The organism is Pandoraea communis (assembly GCF_902459745.1).
Lineage (GTDB): Bacteria > Pseudomonadota > Gammaproteobacteria > Burkholderiales > Burkholderiaceae > Pandoraea > Pandoraea communis.
Genome location: NZ_CABPSJ010000005.1, coordinates 187,227 through 201,954 on the forward strand (window position 1 = coordinate 187,227; position 14,728 = coordinate 201,954).

Below are 14,728 nucleotides of genomic sequence, written 5' to 3' on the forward strand. Positions count from 1 at the left end.
CTTAAGCGCCGGCGACGCGCCGGGTCACTTCGACCACGCCGCGATCGGCATCGACCACCACCCAGTCGCCCGTCTGGATGAGCGAAAGCGGGTCGCGATCGAAGTCCGTCAACGCGGGGGCGTGTGTGACCACGGCACCGAGCGCCATCTTGGTCGTCATCTCGTTGAACAACATGGCGATCGGCGCGGTGCCCGCCAGTCGTGCGATGTGAAACTGGCTCGACCATCCCGACGAACCCTTCGCGCCGGGGAACACCAGCACCTTGCCCGCGAAGCTCACGCCGCGAAGTTCGTGACGCGTTTCGATGACCGTGCCGGTGCGCGGGTCGATGCCGCCCCAGCCGGAGATGCGGTCATGGGTGACGAGCGCCTCGCCCTCGGTGCGCCCGCCGACAACGCGCCGGCCGTGCAGCACGAAGGTCTGCGTGGCGCTTTGCGGGGTGTCCTGCCGTTCGATGTGTGTCGTGGCGTTCATGCCAGTGCTCCTGTCCAGCGACCGCTGACGGCGGCCGAAATGCACTCGGCCGTGGTGCCGCACCAGGCCTGAATGTTCATGATGGCCGGCAGGTAATGCGCCTGCTTGGCCGAGTCGACAGCGGCCACTCGCGTCCCCTTGGGCATGACTCGCCCGAGCGCGGAACATGTGTCGCTCATGAGATGCGCGCCGGCGGCTTCGATGATGCGTGTGTAGCCCGCCTGATCGGCCAGGTGACGTGTGGCGCGCGGGGTGAAGATCCAGAGTTCGGTGTTCTCATGCACCTTTTGGCCTTCGAGCAGTTGGCAGACTTCCCAGATCTGTTCGATGGAGTAATGCGGGCAGCCGAGCATCACGAAGTCGACGTCGCTGTCGCGCGCCGTCGTGTTCACGCGTTCGTAAGCGAGACGCCGTTCGGCCGCGCCGTAACGCAGCGTCTGGCGGGCCTTGCGCGGGCCGAACGCTTCGTCGAGCGTTCGCGCTTCCGGCGTCGTGCCAACGATGTGATACATCTCCACGCCGCCCGACGATGCCGCCGCTGCGCCGAAGTGCTTGAGGCGCGGCAGGTTGGCCGGCCCTTGAATGCCCTGCAAAACGGGAATGCCTTCAGAGACGACTTCGCCGACGGAATAGCCGAGCAGTCCCCATTCGAAGACGTTGTCGATCGGCACGTCGACCTGCACGAGGTCGGTGCCGTAGCGGTTCTCCGTCAGATGCAGGCCCCAGTAGGGAATCTTGCCGGTGACCATGGCGGCGCCTGCGCTCTCGCGCCCTTCGGCGTTGCTGCGTGCGCCGAGCACGGCGTTGATATACACCACTGCCGACGACTCCATCCACGCGCAATGCTCGCCGCGCACTGGCACGTTGCCGACCTGATATGGCGCACAGGTGTGCAGGGGCTGAACGCCAAGCCGGCCCGCATACGCTTCGCCTGCGCGATACAGCTTGACGACTTCCGGGGCAATGCCCTGGCGCTCGGCATGCTCGGGATCGAAGCCTTGCTGGAGATGGCTGCTGTAGGCCTTCATCCGTGGCACGGGCACGACTTCGGCGCTGTCGAGGTTGAACTCGGAAAAGACGGCGTCGAGATCGAGCGCGCCGCCGCGCGTGCCGAAGTCGCGCAGAAACGGCGTGGTGGCGCCGAGCGTGCCGCACACGTTGTTGGTATCGACGAAGCGTTCGGCACCGAGCGCTTCGCCGTAACGCACCAGCAGATCCATCGCCTTCTGCACGGCGGGGCCCTGTGTGCCGTCGAGCATGGCTTGCTCGTCGGGGGTCAGTCGCATGGGGGTGTCTCCTTGAATATGATGAGGGCCGTTCAGGCGTCGAGTGTGGTGGCCCGTCGTAATTCGCGCCGCTGCGTCAGGTCGAAACGCCGGCCGCGATGCAACGTGCATCGGTTGTCCCAGATCACCAGATCGCCCGGTTGCCAGGTATGGCGATAGACGAAGGCGGGTTGCGTGGCGTGTTCGAGCAGATCGAGCAGCAGCATGCGGCCCTCGGCGAGGGTCATGTCGAGAATGCGGCTGGCATGCGCCCCGATGAACAACGACGATCGGCCACCGGGGTGCCGGCGCACCAACGGCCAGACCGTTGGGGGAATGGCGGCGCGTTGGGCGGCGTCGTACTCGGTATCGCCGAGAAAAATGCGCGAGTGCAAGGCGTCGTGTTCGGCCTGCAACTCGCGCAGCGACGCTTGCTGAGACGCAGGCAATGCCTCGAGCGCAGCGCGCATGTCGGCGAACTCCGTTTCCCCGCCCTCCGGTGGCACTACCACGGCATAGAGCATCGAGTAGCGGGCAGACGGGCGCTGGAACGAACTATCGCTGTGCCACAACTGGTTGGCGATGTTGCCCACGATGCGGCGATGCTCGCGACTGGCGACGGCACCGCTTTCGTCGAGATTGGAGATGTCGGCGAGCGTGTCGTACCCGAGGCGGTTGTGCGGTTTGGCGACGCGTTTGAAGCCGATATCGAGCGGACCCAGCGCGCTGGCGAAATCCAGTTGCTGCTGCGGTGTGAGCGACTGGCCGCGAAAGACGAGGACACCGTAGCGGGTCATCGCGTCGTCGATGGCGTGCGCGGTGTCCGCGTCGACCGGCGCGGCGGTGTCGAAGCCATGCACCTGACCGACGAAATCGAAAGCGAAGGCGGTCTCGCTCGTCCCATTCGCTTCACCTGTTCGGCTCGCGTTCGCCGTCGGCGCGCGCAGCGGTGTGATGTCAAGCATGTTGGTTCCTCTTGCGCATTTCGTTGAGGGGCGATGTCACGCGGAACCTGCGGCGTGCGGTGCGTGCTCCGCGCGTTCGGGATCGTCTTGCCGTTGGAGCATGCCAAGCGCGAAGGCGAAGATCGCCACGAGGCCCACTGGCACCGCGCCGAAGTAGAACAAGGCGCTGACAGGCCAGTGAAGCGAGAGCAGGGCGCCGCCGATGACCGGGCCTGCAATCGCGCCGATTTTCTGGATGCCCACCGCCACGCCCACGCCCTTGGCGCGCAAGGCGGTGGGATAGACCATCGCTGCCACCGCGTTGAGGCCGAATTGCGTGCCGATGACGCAAAACCCGATCATGAAGACCGCCGCGATCAGCATGCCCTCGGGAATACTGGCGCCGAGCGCGGCGACAAGCGGGCAGCCGATGACGGGCAACACCGCGACGATCAGTGCGCCGCGTGTGTCGACGAATCGCATCAGGGCGAGTCCTCCGATGGTGCCGCCCACCGAGAATGCGCTGGACACGAGGGCCGCACGCGCCGGAAGCACACCGATGGCTTCGATGAGCATCGGCAGCCAGCTCACGAGGAAGAACAGCGCCATGGAGTTTGCGACATACACGGCCCACAGCACGGGGGTGATGCGTCGCAGACGCCCGGCGAAGAGTTGTCGCAGCCGGGCATGTTGCGCCCCCGAGGCTTCGCTGCCGACGACGAAACGCATCTGCGCGTTGAAGACCTTTCCAGGATGAAGCCGTGAAATCACGCGTGCGATCTCGTCGGCACGGCGGCCCTTCAGCGCGAGAAAGCGGATCGACTCCGGCACCCATAGGGCGAGCATGACAGCGGCCAGCAACGGCCCGACACCGCCGATGACGAAAATGGCCTGCCAGCCGAAGTGCGGAATCATCCACGCCGCGACCACACCGCCCAGCCCGGTACCGATGCTGTATCCCGTGTACATCAACGTGACCCAGGTGGCCCGCAACCGGCGAGGGGCGAATTCCGTCATGTACGCGATGGCATTGGGCACGACACCGCCGATGCCGATGCCCGCGATAAAGCGCAACACGAGCAGGGTGCGCAGGTCGCTGGCGAAGACGACGGCGAGCGTGAGCACGGCGAGGATGACGGAGCCGATGAGAATCGTGCGCTTGCGTCCGATGACGTCGCCCAGATAACCGAGGACAAATGCACCGAGCATCGTGCCGAAGACGAACGCGCCGAATGCCGGACCCAGTGCGCCGCGACCAATGCCCCAGGCACGGCCGATGGCGGGCGCGGCAAACGAGAGCGCGCCGAGATCGTAGCCCTCGGTGAGCATCATCAGGCCCATCAGGACGATGATGCGAATCGAGAACTTCCCAACCTTCTGCGTTTCGATCGCCTGATCGACGTCGACAGTGGCCGCGGCGCTCATGAGCGATCTCCGTCGTCACGCCGACCGCTCAGCACGGCGCCTTGCGGCATCGATGACACGTTCTCGCGATACAGCTTGAGCCACCCGCGTGCCGATGAGGCAGACGGTGCGCGCGGCTGTTCGCTGCGCTCGGCCCATTGCGCGTCGTTCAGTTGCACGTCGCAACGGCGGGTGTCGAGATCGATGACGATGGTGTCTGCGTCGCGCACGAGGGAGAGCGGTCCGCCGGTCGCGGCTTCGGGCGAGATCTCCGCAACGACCAGGCCCTTGCACACGAGTCCCGAGAGGTGCCCGTCGGTGAGCAGCGCGACCGACTCGCTGAGCCCCGCGCCGTCGATAGCGAACACCACGCGCGACGCGCCGCCGCCCATCGCAGGACCGCCACAGACGCCCGCGCCGCGCATGACCACCACGTGACCGGGACGGATGTCGCCACGGCGCAGGGCCTCGACCGCGGCGTCGGAGGTATCGAAGCACACCGCCGAGCCTTCAAAGCGGCGGGCCTTGCCGGGGGAGATGCCGAACTTCACAATGCCGGCCTCCGGCGCCAGATTGCCGCGCACGAGCACGATGGCCGGGCGCGACGCGAAGGGGCGCTCGATCGGACGTATGACGTTGTCGTCGTGAATGGGCGCGTCTTGCACGTTCTGCGCCATGGTCGTTCCGGTGACCGTGATCGCGTCGCCATGCAGCCACGGCAATAGACGGCGCAGCACGCCGCGTGACCCGCCCGCCGCATCGAACGCTTCGATGGTGTCGTCTCCGACCGGGCGAATACCCGTGAGTACCGGAATCTGGTCGGCCAGCGATTCGAACAAGTGATAGACGTCGACATCGCATTGCGCTTCGCTGGCAATCGCTTGCAGATGCTTGACGCTGTTGATCGAGCCGCCGACGGCGAGCACCGCCATCGCGGCGTTGGCGAATGCACCGGGACTGAGAATCTTGCGGGGGGTGAGGTCGGCCTCCACCATTTCGACGATGCGTTTGCCTGCCTGACGCACCGTCTCGAACATTTGCGCACTGTTGGCGGCCACCGGTGTGCTGCCCGGCAGCGCCATGCCGAGGGCTTCGCACACCAGGTGCATCGAGTTCGCCGTACCCAGACCCGAGCACACGCCGGGCCCGCGAATCGCATTGCGCGCCATGCCGACGAGTTCGTCCACCGGCAGGCCGCCGGTGACCACATGCATCGCGCCGACGAAAACGTCTTCGATATCGACGTGTTTGCCACGATATTCGCCACTGGCCTGATAGCCGCAAGCCACGATAAGGCTCGGAATGTCCAGCCGGGCTGCCGCCATCAACTGACCGGGTACGGTCTTGTCGCACGAGGCCAGACATACCATGCCGTCGAGCAGTGCGCCTTCGACGGCGACTTCGATGTCATTGGTGACGAGGTCGCGTGCCGACAGGATGTACGCGCCGCGTGCTCCGGCACCGGTGATGAAGTCGCTCGGCGCGGCCGTACGGATTTCGAAGGGCAGAGCGCCGGCGGCGCGAATGGCTTCCTTGAGCGCGGCCGCGACACCGTCGAGGTGACTGAAGCAACTGGCAAGCTCGGAAGATGAGTTGACAATGGCGATCTTCGGTTTTTCGAGATCTTCTTCGGCGATGCCCAAGGCACGCCATTGGGCGGCACGCACCGCCCACAGATAGGAACCACGGGGGAAATTGCTTCGCAAACGACGAGGCATGGTGTCTCACTCCAACGTTTTTTCTAGGTGAAAAACGCCGTCTCGGACGCACTCTCCGGAGCCTCTCGAAGACGGTGACTCATGCTAGGTAGCCGAATATAATCCGTCAATTCGATTCAATTTATTTGGCAAATCCAAAATATGGATATTCATCAGGTCGACCTGAATCTCCTGAAGGCCTTTGACGCGATGATGCGCACGCGCAGCGTGACGCAGGCGGGCATCGTGCTCGGGTTGAGTCAGCCGGCCATGAGTTTTGCGCTGTCGAAATTGCGTCAGATGTTCGACGATCCGCTGTTTGTACGCTCCGCACGTGGCATGGAACCCACGGCGCGTGCGCAGGAACTGGCGGAGCCGGTGACGCGCATGCTGTATCTGATTCAGGATGAAATCCTGCCGCGTCCGACGTTCCACCCGGCGTCTTCGCGTGAGACGTTCGTGATGTGCATGTCGGACATCGGAGAAATGGTGTTCTTGCCGCGCTTGCTCAGACATCTCGACGGCGTGGCGCCGCATGTGAAGATCAAGACGGTTGCTCCCACACCGCAGGAGTTGGAGGTGGGACTGACCGAAGGCGATATCGCGCTGGCGGTGGGCGTGTTCCCCGATCTGGAGAGCGCATCGATCCGTCAGAAGCTGTTGTATCAGCACTCGTTTGTCTGCGTGATGCGGATCGATCATCCGGACATTGGGCAAACGATGACGAAGGAAGAATACGAGGCGGCCGACCATGTAGCGGTGCGTCCGGAGGGGCGTCGCGCCGACCAGTTCGAGAAGACTCTGGAGCGGCTCGGTGTGCATCGCAATGTGCGATTGTCCCTGCCTCGTTACATGGGGGTGCCGTTCATCGTCGCCGACTCGAACATGATTGCCACGGTGCCGCTCATGGTCGGACGCCGCTTTGCCGACTTCGCGCGGGTAAGGCTCATGCCGTTGCCGTTCAATGTCCCCGCCTACGACCTCCATCTGCATTGGCATTCGCGATTTCACAACGATCCGGCCAACGTCTGGATGCGTGACGTGATGTCGGCGTTGGTGAGTACACCGAAGCAACCTTCGACGGTGGAGTGACGACCGGTAATGCCGCGAGCGCGGTCTCGTGAGCTATCGCCGCCATCGACAAAATCAATCGACCGGATTCACGAAAGGGCTTGACTGTCTACCTACTAGTAGATAAAGTTCGTTTCATGAACCGCACAACCACATCGCCGGCTGCACCGACCGTCAGGGAGCAACTGCTAGAACATGCGCAGATGTTGCTGATGACGCGAGGCTACAACGGCTTCAGCTATCGGGATTTGGCCGAGCGGGTGGGCGTGAAGACGTCGAGCATCCACTATTACTTTCCGGCCAAGGAAGATCTGGTGCTTGAGGCGATCAAGGTATATGACGCGTTCGTCGACGAAGGGCTGGCCGGTATCGACGATGCGTTGCCGCCGACACAGAAGCTGGCGCTATATGCGCAAGGGTTCGGGCGCATCGTGGCCGACGGTCATCGGATCTGTCTGTGCGGCATGTTGGCCGCTGACATCGAGACGTTGCCCGAGACGGTTCGTGACGCTGTACAGCGCTTCTTTGCGCACCACGAAGCCTGGTTGGCGCGCGTGTTGGCGCAGGGGGTGACAGACGGATCGCTCACACTGAGTTCGTCGCCCGACGCCACGGCACGTGCGCTGTTCGCAGGGTTTCAGGGCAGTGTGATGGCCTCGCGATTGTTTCGGGCGCCCTCGCGGGTGGAGGATGTGGTGGCTTCCGTTTGCGGCGTGGCCTGAGAAAGGCCGGCCAGGTGGGGGAAGCAGAACAACGGGAGTTGGCCTCCCGTTTATTTGGGTCAAGTTATCTATCTGTCAATAGATAGATTGCGTGGATAGTCGAGAAACGGGACGGCGGGTGCCGGGGTTCAGACCGGCGTTCACGAACGGTGTCCCGCAGGTGGATTAAGATCGTTGACGGCGTTGAGCGCCGTGCATGCGAGCCGCTGAACGAAGCGCGGCACGCGAAGCACGGACCTCGCATCGGCACCGTTGACACAGGAACACACGCGCACGGGCAGGCGTCAAGACAGTTATCCGACGCGCGTATGTCAGGTTGATCGTCCGGCCAGAAGGCAACGCCACGATGGCGTGCCGGTCCGGGGCGGTCGAAGTTTGGAAGTGAAATTTTCTACTTACCAGGAGTTCGTCATGTCGATCGAAAAAGTGCTGTATACCGCCCACGCCACCGCAACTGGAGGCCGCGACGGCCGTGCCGTTTCCTCCGACGGCGTGCTCGACGTCAAGCTGGTCGTTCCCAAGGAAATGGGCGGCCCCGGCGTTGGCGGCACCAATCCGGAGCAACTCTTCGCCGCCGGTTACTCGGCTTGTTTCCTGGGTGCACTGAAGTTCGTCGCCGGCAAAGAGAAGGTCGCGTTGCCCGCCGACACGAAGATCGATGGCAGCGTCGGTATTGGCCAGATCCCGACCGGCTTCGGCATTCAGGCTGAACTGAAGATCAGCGTGCCGGGCGTGGATCGCGCCACGGTCGAAGCCTTGGTGCAGAAGGCTCACATCGTGTGCCCGTACTCCAACGCCACGCGTGGCAACATCGATGTGACGCTGACGGTGGTCTGAGTTCGTCGAGGGCCTGGTCGTACACCGGTGAACGTAGCCGGATGAAAGAAGGGCAGCTCCAGGGCTGCCCTTTTTGTATTATGCGACGCGCGTCGTGGCGCCGATCACTTCGTTTTCACTTCGACCTTGATGCCGTCGGGCAGCACGGTGATGGCTCCCGGCTCGACGTCACGTCCGCCGTAACGCAATTGCTCGGGTTTGAACGTGTAGATCGGATATTGGTTGAGTACCTGCTGAGCGACGGTGCCGCCAACGGACGTCAACTGCTGGCTGTACGCAGCGGGCATGCCGTTCAGGTCCACGCGCTCGACGTTCGGGTTGTCGAGCAGCACGGCGCGTTTGACCGGGTCGTATTTCAGCGCGCTGGAGATGGCGAGCACTCCGGCCAGTGGCTGGCCTTGCAGCAACACGTTCTGCACCTGCGCATCGACCTGTGTGGTGATGCGATTGGTCTGCGGATTGAAGCCAATCTGCGGATGGGCCAGTGCGACGGAGAGCAATTGACCGTAATTGAGCGTCGTCGGAAACCGCTTGTCGATAGCCGTCTCGATTTCCTTGCGCGTCATCGTGTACTCGCCGGTCCAGATGTTGTACGCGGCATCGGCGGAACGCATGAGCGGGGCGAGCGTCAGGCCGACCAGCCCGGCGGCGGCGAGGCGCAGCGCGTCGCGGCGTGAGGCCACGGCAGACTCGAGGGCGTCGACGGTATCGACGAGGCTAGTCGTGAGAGGCTTGCGGCGAGAGATCATAGGGCGAAGGTCCGAAGGACGGGCAGGGCGCGGTCGAGCCTGAGTCGTCAATGAAGATTGTGACCCGGACGGCGCGGATTCGTTCTGAACACCGCGTCGACCCGCGCTGGCAACGAAAGGGACCGCGCAAGCGTGCCGGCCGTGGTGCTGCGGCCACGCGGGCTCAATTTTTCTCCGCGTTTCAATAATGCGGCGGGATTTCGTGACGCGGGTTGCTGTCGGGGCCACTCTGTCCCTGCGACTGCATTTGCTGGTACAACGCCTTGAGCTGCTTTTGCAGCAGATCGATTTGCTGCTCCTGACGCGTGACGATCTCGTTGAGCGTCTCGAGCAGGTCTTCCTGAAACGCGGCCTTGACTTCGAGTTCGACGACGCGTGTTTCCAACGATTCCATGGGCTTCTCCGGTGAACGCGGCATTGTAGGTCATTGCGTGCTTCGCGAGCCCGCACCGGGTGCGACATGACGCGTGGCATTGGCGCCGGGCATAATTGCGCGATGAAAACCTTTCTGCTTTATATCCTGACCGCCGTGGCGGAAATCGTCGGATGCTATCTGCCTTGGCTGTGGCTAAAGCAGGATCGCAGTGCATGGCTGCTCGTACCCGGTGCCATTTCACTGGCGCTGTTCGCGTGGCTGCTCACGCTGCATCCGGCAGCGGCCGGACGTGTTTATGCCGCATACGGCGGCGTGTACATTGGCGCGGCCATCGTATGGTTGTGGCTGGTGGACGGCATGCGTCCGACACCGTGGGACGTTGCCGGTGTGGCCGTCGCCCTTGCGGGCATGAGCCTGATTGCGTTTCAGCCGCGCTAGGCGGCGGTGAGTCACGGCGTGCGCACGCGGTATGTGCAACGCTGCCCGCCCGCGAGGATATGCGTCTCGCGTGTCACGGTGCCGCGCTCGCCGACGAGTTCCTGAAACAGCTCAAGCTCCGTGCGGCAAAAGCCCTGACACGTCTTGGCGGCTGCGCAGATCGGGCAGTGATCTTCGATGAGCAGCCAGTCGTCGCCGTCGCGCTCCACGCGCGCCATATAGCCCTCCGACGAGCGAATCTCCGCGAGCTTTTCCAGCCGTGCCGACAGGCCCGGCAGCGGGTCGACGGCCTGCCGGTATTGCGCACGTGTTTCCTCGGCACGCTGCGTAATCAGACGGTCCAGCCCGTCTTCGCCGAAGAGCTGACGAATCGAGCCAATCAACTGAATAGTGAGATGGGAATGGGCGTCGGGAAAGCGGCTGTGCCCCGCCTCCGTGAGTGCCCACGCCTGACGCGGACGGCCCGCGCCGCGTGACGGCATCGCCTCGCCGGCGAGCAGCCCATCCGCCACCAGCTTCTGTACCTGCTGACGTGCCGCCTCCGCTGTGATCCCCAACGCAGAAGCGACCTCCGCCGTCGAGGCCGGGCCCTGCGTCTTCAACCAATGCAGCACGCGCTCGTAGCCGGGGCCGGGTGTCGCCGCCCTATTATCCAAGTGGTTATTTGGGTAATTCATGGTGAGGCATGTAATATCCAAGAACTTTCTTGCATATTAGTCGCCCGACACGCGGCTGTCCATCTATGACAACGAACACGACGAATTTCACAGCGCCGGGCTGGCGCGATCTGTTGAGCGGCAGTAACGGTTGGCGTTCGCTGGCATTGGCGGGCGGGGTGGCGTTGCATGCTACCAACGTCTATGTGGCGACGACCGTGCTGCCGTCCATCGTCAAGGAGATCGGCGGGCTGGATCTGTATTCGTGGAACACCACGCTGTTTGTGGTGGCATCGATTCTCGGCTCGGTGCTGGCATCCAAGATGCTCACGGCGCTGGGTCCTCGCCCCGCCTACGTCGCGGCATTGCTGGGCTTCAGCGCGGGCACGATCCTGTGTGCGGCCGCACCGAGCATGCCGTGGATGCTCGCGGGGCGCACCTTGCAGGGCTTCGGCGGCGGCATTTTGCTGGCCCTCAGCTATGCGTTGATCCGCATCGTCTTCGCACCGGCCCTGTGGTCGCGGGCGATGGGGCTCGTCTCCGGCATGTGGGGTGTCGCGACGCTTTGCGGGCCTGCCGTGGGCGGCGTCTTTGCGCAGTTCGGTCACTGGCGCTGGGCATTCTGGTCGCTGCTGCCGGTGGTGGTCGGACTCGGCCTCATCATTCGCGCGCAGGTGCCTGCCGGACGCACCGTGGCGAGCGAGAGTGAGTCGTCGCCGTCTCACGGCGACGCGCATGTCATCCCGTGGTTCAAAGTGGTCTTGCTGTGTGCGTCGGCCGTGGCGATATCGCTGGGCGCCGTGGTTGGCTCGTACTTGCTGGCGGCGATATGGATGCTCGTGGGACTCGTGTTCGCCTGGTGGCTCGCGCAACGCGAGCGTAGCGCGCGGCACGCGCTGCCGCGACTCATGCCGACGGGGGCGTATTCGCTGCGCACGCGGCTGGGCGGACTGTACGCGGTCATGAGTCTGCTCGGTCTGGCAATGACGAGCGAAATCTATATCCCGTATTTCCTGCAGACGATTCACGCTCAGACACCGTTCACCGCCGGATATCTCGCCGCGCTCATGGCGGCGGGCTGGTCGGTGGGGGCGATGACGAGTGCGGGGCGACATGGCGATGCCGCCGAGCGGCGCGTGCGTCTCGGCCCGGTGATTGTCGCGCTCGGCATGCTGGCCCTCGCGTGGCTGCTGCCGCAACCGTCGCTCTTCGCGAGTGCCGCAGGTGTGGCGAGCATTTGCGTGGCGCTGTTCGGCGTGGGCGTGGGAGTGGGTATCGGCTGGCCCCATTTGCTCACACGCGTGATGACGGCGGCGCGTCCCGGCGAGGCGGCACTTGCGTCGGCGTCGATCACGACAGTGCAGTTGTATTCGATGGCGCTGGGGTCGGCCCTCGCGGGGCTTGTGGCGAACTCTGCGGGGCTGGCGCAAGGCGCATTGGACGAAGCGCAGCGTGCGTCGGTCTGGCTGTTCGCGCTGTTCGCCCTCGCACCGGCGGGCGCGGCAGTCATTACCTTGCGCGGCAGGGTAGCCGTTCCCGTCACGAAGCAGGAGGCAGCATGATCGATCGCATCACCGCGATGCGCACCTTTGTGCGTGTAGCCGAAGTCGGCAGCTTCACCAAGGCGGCGGCGTCGCTCGACATACCGCGTACGACCGCAACCACCCAGGTGCAGCATCTGGAGCGATGGTTCGGCGTGGCGCTCTTCACGCGTTCGACGCGGCGTGTCGCCCTCACGATGGAGGGGGCCGCGTACTTCGAGCGGTGTGCGGCGATTCTGGCGGATGTCGAGGAGGTGGAGTCCGGCCTTTTCGGCGCGCAGGCGCAACTGCGTGGACGCCTCGCCGTCGTGCTGCCGCCGGTCATCGCGCGCGAGGTCGTCATGCCGTCGCTCGTCGAATTCCAGGCGCGCTATCCGGGCCTCGAGATCGCGCTGGATGCTACACCGGCGCACGGCGACTGGCGCGGTGACGGCGTGGATTGCGGTGTGGTGTTGGGGGAGTTGCCCGACTCGCGGCTGGTGGCGCGCCATCTGGGCGATCTGCCGCGCGTGACATGTGCGAGCCGTCGCTATCTCGACATGCAAGGCACACCCGCCGATCTCGATGCCCTCGCGATGCATACGTCGGTGAAATGGCTGACGGCGCCGGCGGAGTCTCTGGCGTCGCCGTCAGCGCTCGCCCCGGCGACCTCGCTCACAACGCGCTGCGGCGATCTGAGGTTGATGGTCGGTGGACGCGCGACGTGCGTGCGCACGCGCGGTCAGTTGCATGTGGGGGATGAAGTGGCGTATCTGGCGGCCGGACTCGAAGGCCTCGGGCTGATTCAACCGACGCTGCTGGCCGCCGCGCCCTATCTCACGTCGGGGCGTCTGGTGCCGGTGCTGCCGGAGTGTCCGCCGCCACCGCTGCGCCTCTCGGCGGCGTATCCGGCGCAAAAGCGGGTGTCGCCACGGGTGCGCGCATTCGTCGACTGGCTCGCGCAAATCTGCGAGCCGTTAGGCAACGCACGAGATTACGCGCCGCTGCCGCCTGTGCCGCCGGTCGCACGCCGCTCGTTCACGCTACCGGCATAGTGACTGCGTTTTTCTTCGTACATCAGCAGATCGGCACGTTGAATCGTGGCTTCGAGCCGCTCGCCGGCTTCGCAGGTCGCCATGCCCATCGAGAATGAGAGCGGCGTGCCCGGATAGAACGAATTGTTCAACTCCACGAGTTGGCGAATGCCCTCGATCATCGCCGCGCCGCCGCTGGTGTCGGTGGAGGGCAGCAGCAAGGCGAACTCGTCGCCGCCGATGCGCGCAGCAATCTGCGGTGCGGCAATGGCTTTGCTCAGCACTTCACCGGCGCGTCGCAGCAGCCCGTCGCCGGCGGCATGCCCTAACTGATCGTTCACGAGTTTCAGCCCATTCAGATCGGCCACGATCACCGTCACCGGGTACGGCCCCTTGCGTTCGAGCCGGTTGAGTTCGTCTACATAGAACGAGCGGTTGCGCAGCTTGGTAAGCACGTCGTGCTTGCCGAGGAATTCGAGATACGACTCGGCCTTCTTGCGCGCGGTGATGTCGGTGAGGGCAACGAGCACCAGATCCCAGCGCGACTCGTGACCCGGCAGCACCGCGAATTGAAGATGCACGTTGATCTCGTTGCCGTCGAGCGCGTAGTTGATGACTTCGCGTTGCTGGAAGAGCTTGTTGTCCCACAGGTCGATCAACTGCTCGCGGAAGTTGTGCCGCATGTCGTCGCGGAACACGTCGGGCAGGCGGGCGAGCAGGGTGGCCTTGTCGGGCGCGACGAACATCGCCAGCGTGTGGCGGTTCACGTCGAGCACGTGAATCTCGTTCATGCAGCGCTCGACGAATTCGGGGTGAACGTCGGTGAAAGTGCGGAAGTCGGTGATGCCGCGCGAGCGGGCATCGTCAAGCAGCAGTTTGATCGCGCTGAAATCCTCGACCCATAACGAGACCGGTGAGTACTCGAAGAGGCCTCGCGCGTATTCCTCGCCCATTGTCACGCGCTGGCGTGCGTGTTCGAGTTCGGTCACGTCTTCGAGCGAGATCAGCACGCGCTCGAAGGTGCCTTCGTGGCCGGGCAGCACCGAGCCGTTGAGCAGCACATCCAGACGGCGGCCGTCGAGCGTGTAGTTGACGGTCTTGCTCGTGAAGTGCGTGCGGCCGTCCCACAGTTGGCAAAGCTCTTCGACGTGGGTCTTGAGCATGTCGTCGCGGAACACGCGCGGCAGGTTGGCCACGAGCGTATCGAGCGACGATGCGTTGAACATCGTCAATGTCCGGCGATTGACCTTGATGACGCGAATGCGCCGCGAGCATGCCGAGACGTGCGCCGGGTCGGTCTTGAAGTGGGCGCGCAGGTTGGTGACACCCTGCGCACGCCATTCGTCGAACAACTGCTTTACGCCGCTGAAGTCTTCGAGCCAGAGGGAGACCGGCGCGAGGTCGAACATCAGCGCGTCGTCACTCGCGCCACTGGCAGCGTAAGGCGAGGCGGTCGGCTGGGAAGGTACGGCAGGCATGGCGTCCGGCATGAGGCACCTAAGGTCGGGTCAGCCCGACATTTTACGGGCAAACTCGCGCC

Annotated in this window: 15 protein-coding genes; 6 read left to right on the forward strand and 9 right to left on the reverse strand. The window is 64.2% G+C overall.

Annotation, left to right across the window (positions count from 1 at the left end; all coding sequences use genetic code 11):
- Window position 1 precedes the first annotated feature (1 nt).
- The 5 genes from PCO31110_RS18875 to ilvD are packed head-to-tail and all read right to left on the reverse strand — an operon-like array spanning window position 2 to window position 5,806.
- Window positions 2-475 carry an aconitase X swivel domain-containing protein gene (locus tag PCO31110_RS18875; RefSeq protein ID WP_010808594.1) on the reverse strand — a complete coding sequence of 158 codons (474 nt, stop codon included), beginning with the start codon at window positions 473-475 and terminating at the stop codon, window positions 2-4.
- Window positions 472-1,761 carry an aconitase X gene (locus tag PCO31110_RS18880; RefSeq protein WP_150691137.1) on the reverse strand — a complete coding sequence of 430 codons (1,290 nt, stop codon included), beginning with the start codon at window positions 1,759-1,761 and terminating at the stop codon, window positions 472-474. The genes PCO31110_RS18875 and PCO31110_RS18880 overlap by 4 nt, the downstream gene beginning before the upstream one ends.
- 32 nt (window positions 1,762-1,793) lie before the next feature.
- Window positions 1,794-2,705 carry a TauD/TfdA dioxygenase family protein gene (locus PCO31110_RS18885; protein WP_010808596.1) on the reverse strand — a complete coding sequence of 304 codons (912 nt, stop codon included), beginning with the start codon at window positions 2,703-2,705 and terminating at the stop codon, window positions 1,794-1,796.
- Window positions 2,706-2,741: 36 nt separating this feature from the next.
- Window positions 2,742-4,109 carry an MFS transporter gene (locus tag PCO31110_RS18890; protein WP_010808597.1) on the reverse strand — a complete coding sequence of 456 codons (1,368 nt, stop codon included), beginning with the start codon at window positions 4,107-4,109 and terminating at the stop codon, window positions 2,742-2,744.
- Window positions 4,106-5,806, reverse strand: coding sequence for a dihydroxy-acid dehydratase (gene ilvD, locus PCO31110_RS18895; RefSeq protein ID WP_150691138.1), 1,701 nt, complete (start codon window positions 5,804-5,806; stop codon window positions 4,106-4,108). The genes PCO31110_RS18890 and ilvD overlap by 4 nt, the downstream gene beginning before the upstream one ends.
- 141 nt (window positions 5,807-5,947) lie before the next feature.
- Between ilvD and PCO31110_RS18900 the strand changes: the two genes are divergently transcribed.
- The 3 genes from PCO31110_RS18900 (at window position 5,948) to PCO31110_RS18910 (ending at window position 8,415) form a co-directional block, all read left to right on the forward strand.
- Window positions 5,948-6,877: a LysR family transcriptional regulator gene (locus PCO31110_RS18900; protein WP_010808599.1), complete on the forward strand. Its 930-nt coding sequence runs from the start codon at window positions 5,948-5,950 to the stop codon at window positions 6,875-6,877.
- A 116-nt stretch (window positions 6,878-6,993) separates the two neighbouring features.
- On the forward strand, window positions 6,994-7,578 hold the full coding sequence (locus tag PCO31110_RS18905; RefSeq protein WP_150691139.1) for a TetR/AcrR family transcriptional regulator: 585 nt from the start codon (window positions 6,994-6,996) through the stop codon (window positions 7,576-7,578).
- Window positions 7,579-7,989: 411 nt separating this feature from the next.
- Window positions 7,990-8,415 carry an organic hydroperoxide resistance protein gene (locus tag PCO31110_RS18910; protein ID WP_010808601.1) on the forward strand — a complete coding sequence of 142 codons (426 nt, stop codon included), beginning with the start codon at window positions 7,990-7,992 and terminating at the stop codon, window positions 8,413-8,415.
- Window positions 8,416-8,519: 104 nt separating this feature from the next.
- Here PCO31110_RS18910 and PCO31110_RS18915 read toward each other — a convergent pair whose 3' ends face one another.
- Window positions 8,520-9,164, reverse strand: coding sequence for a DUF1439 domain-containing protein (locus PCO31110_RS18915; protein WP_010808602.1), 645 nt, complete (start codon window positions 9,162-9,164; stop codon window positions 8,520-8,522).
- Between the two features lie 181 nt (window positions 9,165-9,345).
- Window positions 9,346-9,549 carry a SlyX family protein gene (locus tag PCO31110_RS18920; protein WP_010808603.1) on the reverse strand — a complete coding sequence of 68 codons (204 nt, stop codon included), beginning with the start codon at window positions 9,547-9,549 and terminating at the stop codon, window positions 9,346-9,348.
- Between the two features lie 111 nt (window positions 9,550-9,660).
- Here PCO31110_RS18920 and PCO31110_RS18925 point away from each other — a divergent pair, with 111 nt between their 5' ends.
- Window positions 9,661-9,978, forward strand: a complete 318-nt coding sequence (locus PCO31110_RS18925; protein WP_010808604.1) for a YnfA family protein — start codon at window positions 9,661-9,663, stop codon at window positions 9,976-9,978.
- A gap of 11 nt (window positions 9,979-9,989) precedes the next feature.
- On the opposite strand, the gene PCO31110_RS18930 is transcribed toward PCO31110_RS18925, so the two are convergent.
- On the reverse strand, window positions 9,990-10,655 hold the full coding sequence (locus PCO31110_RS18930; RefSeq protein WP_150691140.1) for a helix-turn-helix transcriptional regulator: 666 nt from the start codon (window positions 10,653-10,655) through the stop codon (window positions 9,990-9,992).
- Window positions 10,656-10,720: 65 nt separating this feature from the next.
- Here PCO31110_RS18930 and PCO31110_RS18935 point away from each other — a divergent pair, with 65 nt between their 5' ends.
- Both PCO31110_RS18935 and PCO31110_RS18940 read left to right on the forward strand, forming a co-directional pair.
- Entirely contained in the window at window positions 10,721-12,196 is a 1,476-nt protein-coding gene (locus tag PCO31110_RS18935; protein ID WP_010808606.1) for an MFS transporter, read from the forward strand.
- On the forward strand, window positions 12,193-13,209 hold the full coding sequence (locus tag PCO31110_RS18940) for a LysR family transcriptional regulator (RefSeq protein WP_010808607.1): 1,017 nt from the start codon (window positions 12,193-12,195) through the stop codon (window positions 13,207-13,209). The genes PCO31110_RS18935 and PCO31110_RS18940 overlap by 4 nt, the downstream gene beginning before the upstream one ends.
- On the opposite strand, the gene PCO31110_RS18945 is transcribed toward PCO31110_RS18940, so the two are convergent.
- On the reverse strand, window positions 13,149-14,666 hold the full coding sequence (locus tag PCO31110_RS18945; RefSeq protein ID WP_051126202.1) for a sensor domain-containing diguanylate cyclase: 1,518 nt from the start codon (window positions 14,664-14,666) through the stop codon (window positions 13,149-13,151). The genes PCO31110_RS18940 and PCO31110_RS18945 overlap by 61 nt on opposite strands.
- Window positions 14,667-14,728: the final 62 nt, after the last annotated feature.

Excerpts from the sequence above, each read along its gene's own strand:
- PCO31110_RS18940 (WP_010808607.1), top strand. The coding sequence starts at position 12,193 with ATGATCGATCGCATCACCGCGATGCGCACCTTTGTGCGTGTAGCCGAA.
- PCO31110_RS18945 (WP_051126202.1), bottom strand. The coding sequence starts at position 14,666 with ATGCCTGCCGTACCTTCCCAGCCGACCGCCTCGCCTTACGCTGCCAGT.
- PCO31110_RS18875 (WP_010808594.1), bottom strand. The coding sequence starts at position 475 with ATGAACGCCACGACACACATCGAACGGCAGGACACCCCGCAAAGCGCC.
- PCO31110_RS18885 (WP_010808596.1), bottom strand. The coding sequence starts at position 2,705 with ATGCTTGACATCACACCGCTGCGCGCGCCGACGGCGAACGCGAGCCGA.
- PCO31110_RS18905 (WP_150691139.1), top strand. The coding sequence starts at position 6,994 with ATGAACCGCACAACCACATCGCCGGCTGCACCGACCGTCAGGGAGCAA.
- PCO31110_RS18930 (WP_150691140.1), bottom strand. The coding sequence starts at position 10,655 with ATGAATTACCCAAATAACCACTTGGATAATAGGGCGGCGACACCCGGC.
- ilvD (WP_150691138.1), bottom strand. The coding sequence starts at position 5,806 with ATGCCTCGTCGTTTGCGAAGCAATTTCCCCCGTGGTTCCTATCTGTGG.
- PCO31110_RS18915 (WP_010808602.1), bottom strand. The coding sequence starts at position 9,164 with ATGATCTCTCGCCGCAAGCCTCTCACGACTAGCCTCGTCGATACCGTC.
- PCO31110_RS18910 (WP_010808601.1), top strand. The coding sequence starts at position 7,990 with ATGTCGATCGAAAAAGTGCTGTATACCGCCCACGCCACCGCAACTGGA.
- PCO31110_RS18925 (WP_010808604.1), top strand. The coding sequence starts at position 9,661 with ATGAAAACCTTTCTGCTTTATATCCTGACCGCCGTGGCGGAAATCGTC.
- PCO31110_RS18880 (WP_150691137.1), bottom strand. The coding sequence starts at position 1,761 with ATGCGACTGACCCCCGACGAGCAAGCCATGCTCGACGGCACACAGGGC.
- PCO31110_RS18935 (WP_010808606.1), top strand. The coding sequence starts at position 10,721 with ATGACAACGAACACGACGAATTTCACAGCGCCGGGCTGGCGCGATCTG.
- PCO31110_RS18890 (WP_010808597.1), bottom strand. The coding sequence starts at position 4,109 with ATGAGCGCCGCGGCCACTGTCGACGTCGATCAGGCGATCGAAACGCAG.
- PCO31110_RS18900 (WP_010808599.1), top strand. The coding sequence starts at position 5,948 with ATGGATATTCATCAGGTCGACCTGAATCTCCTGAAGGCCTTTGACGCG.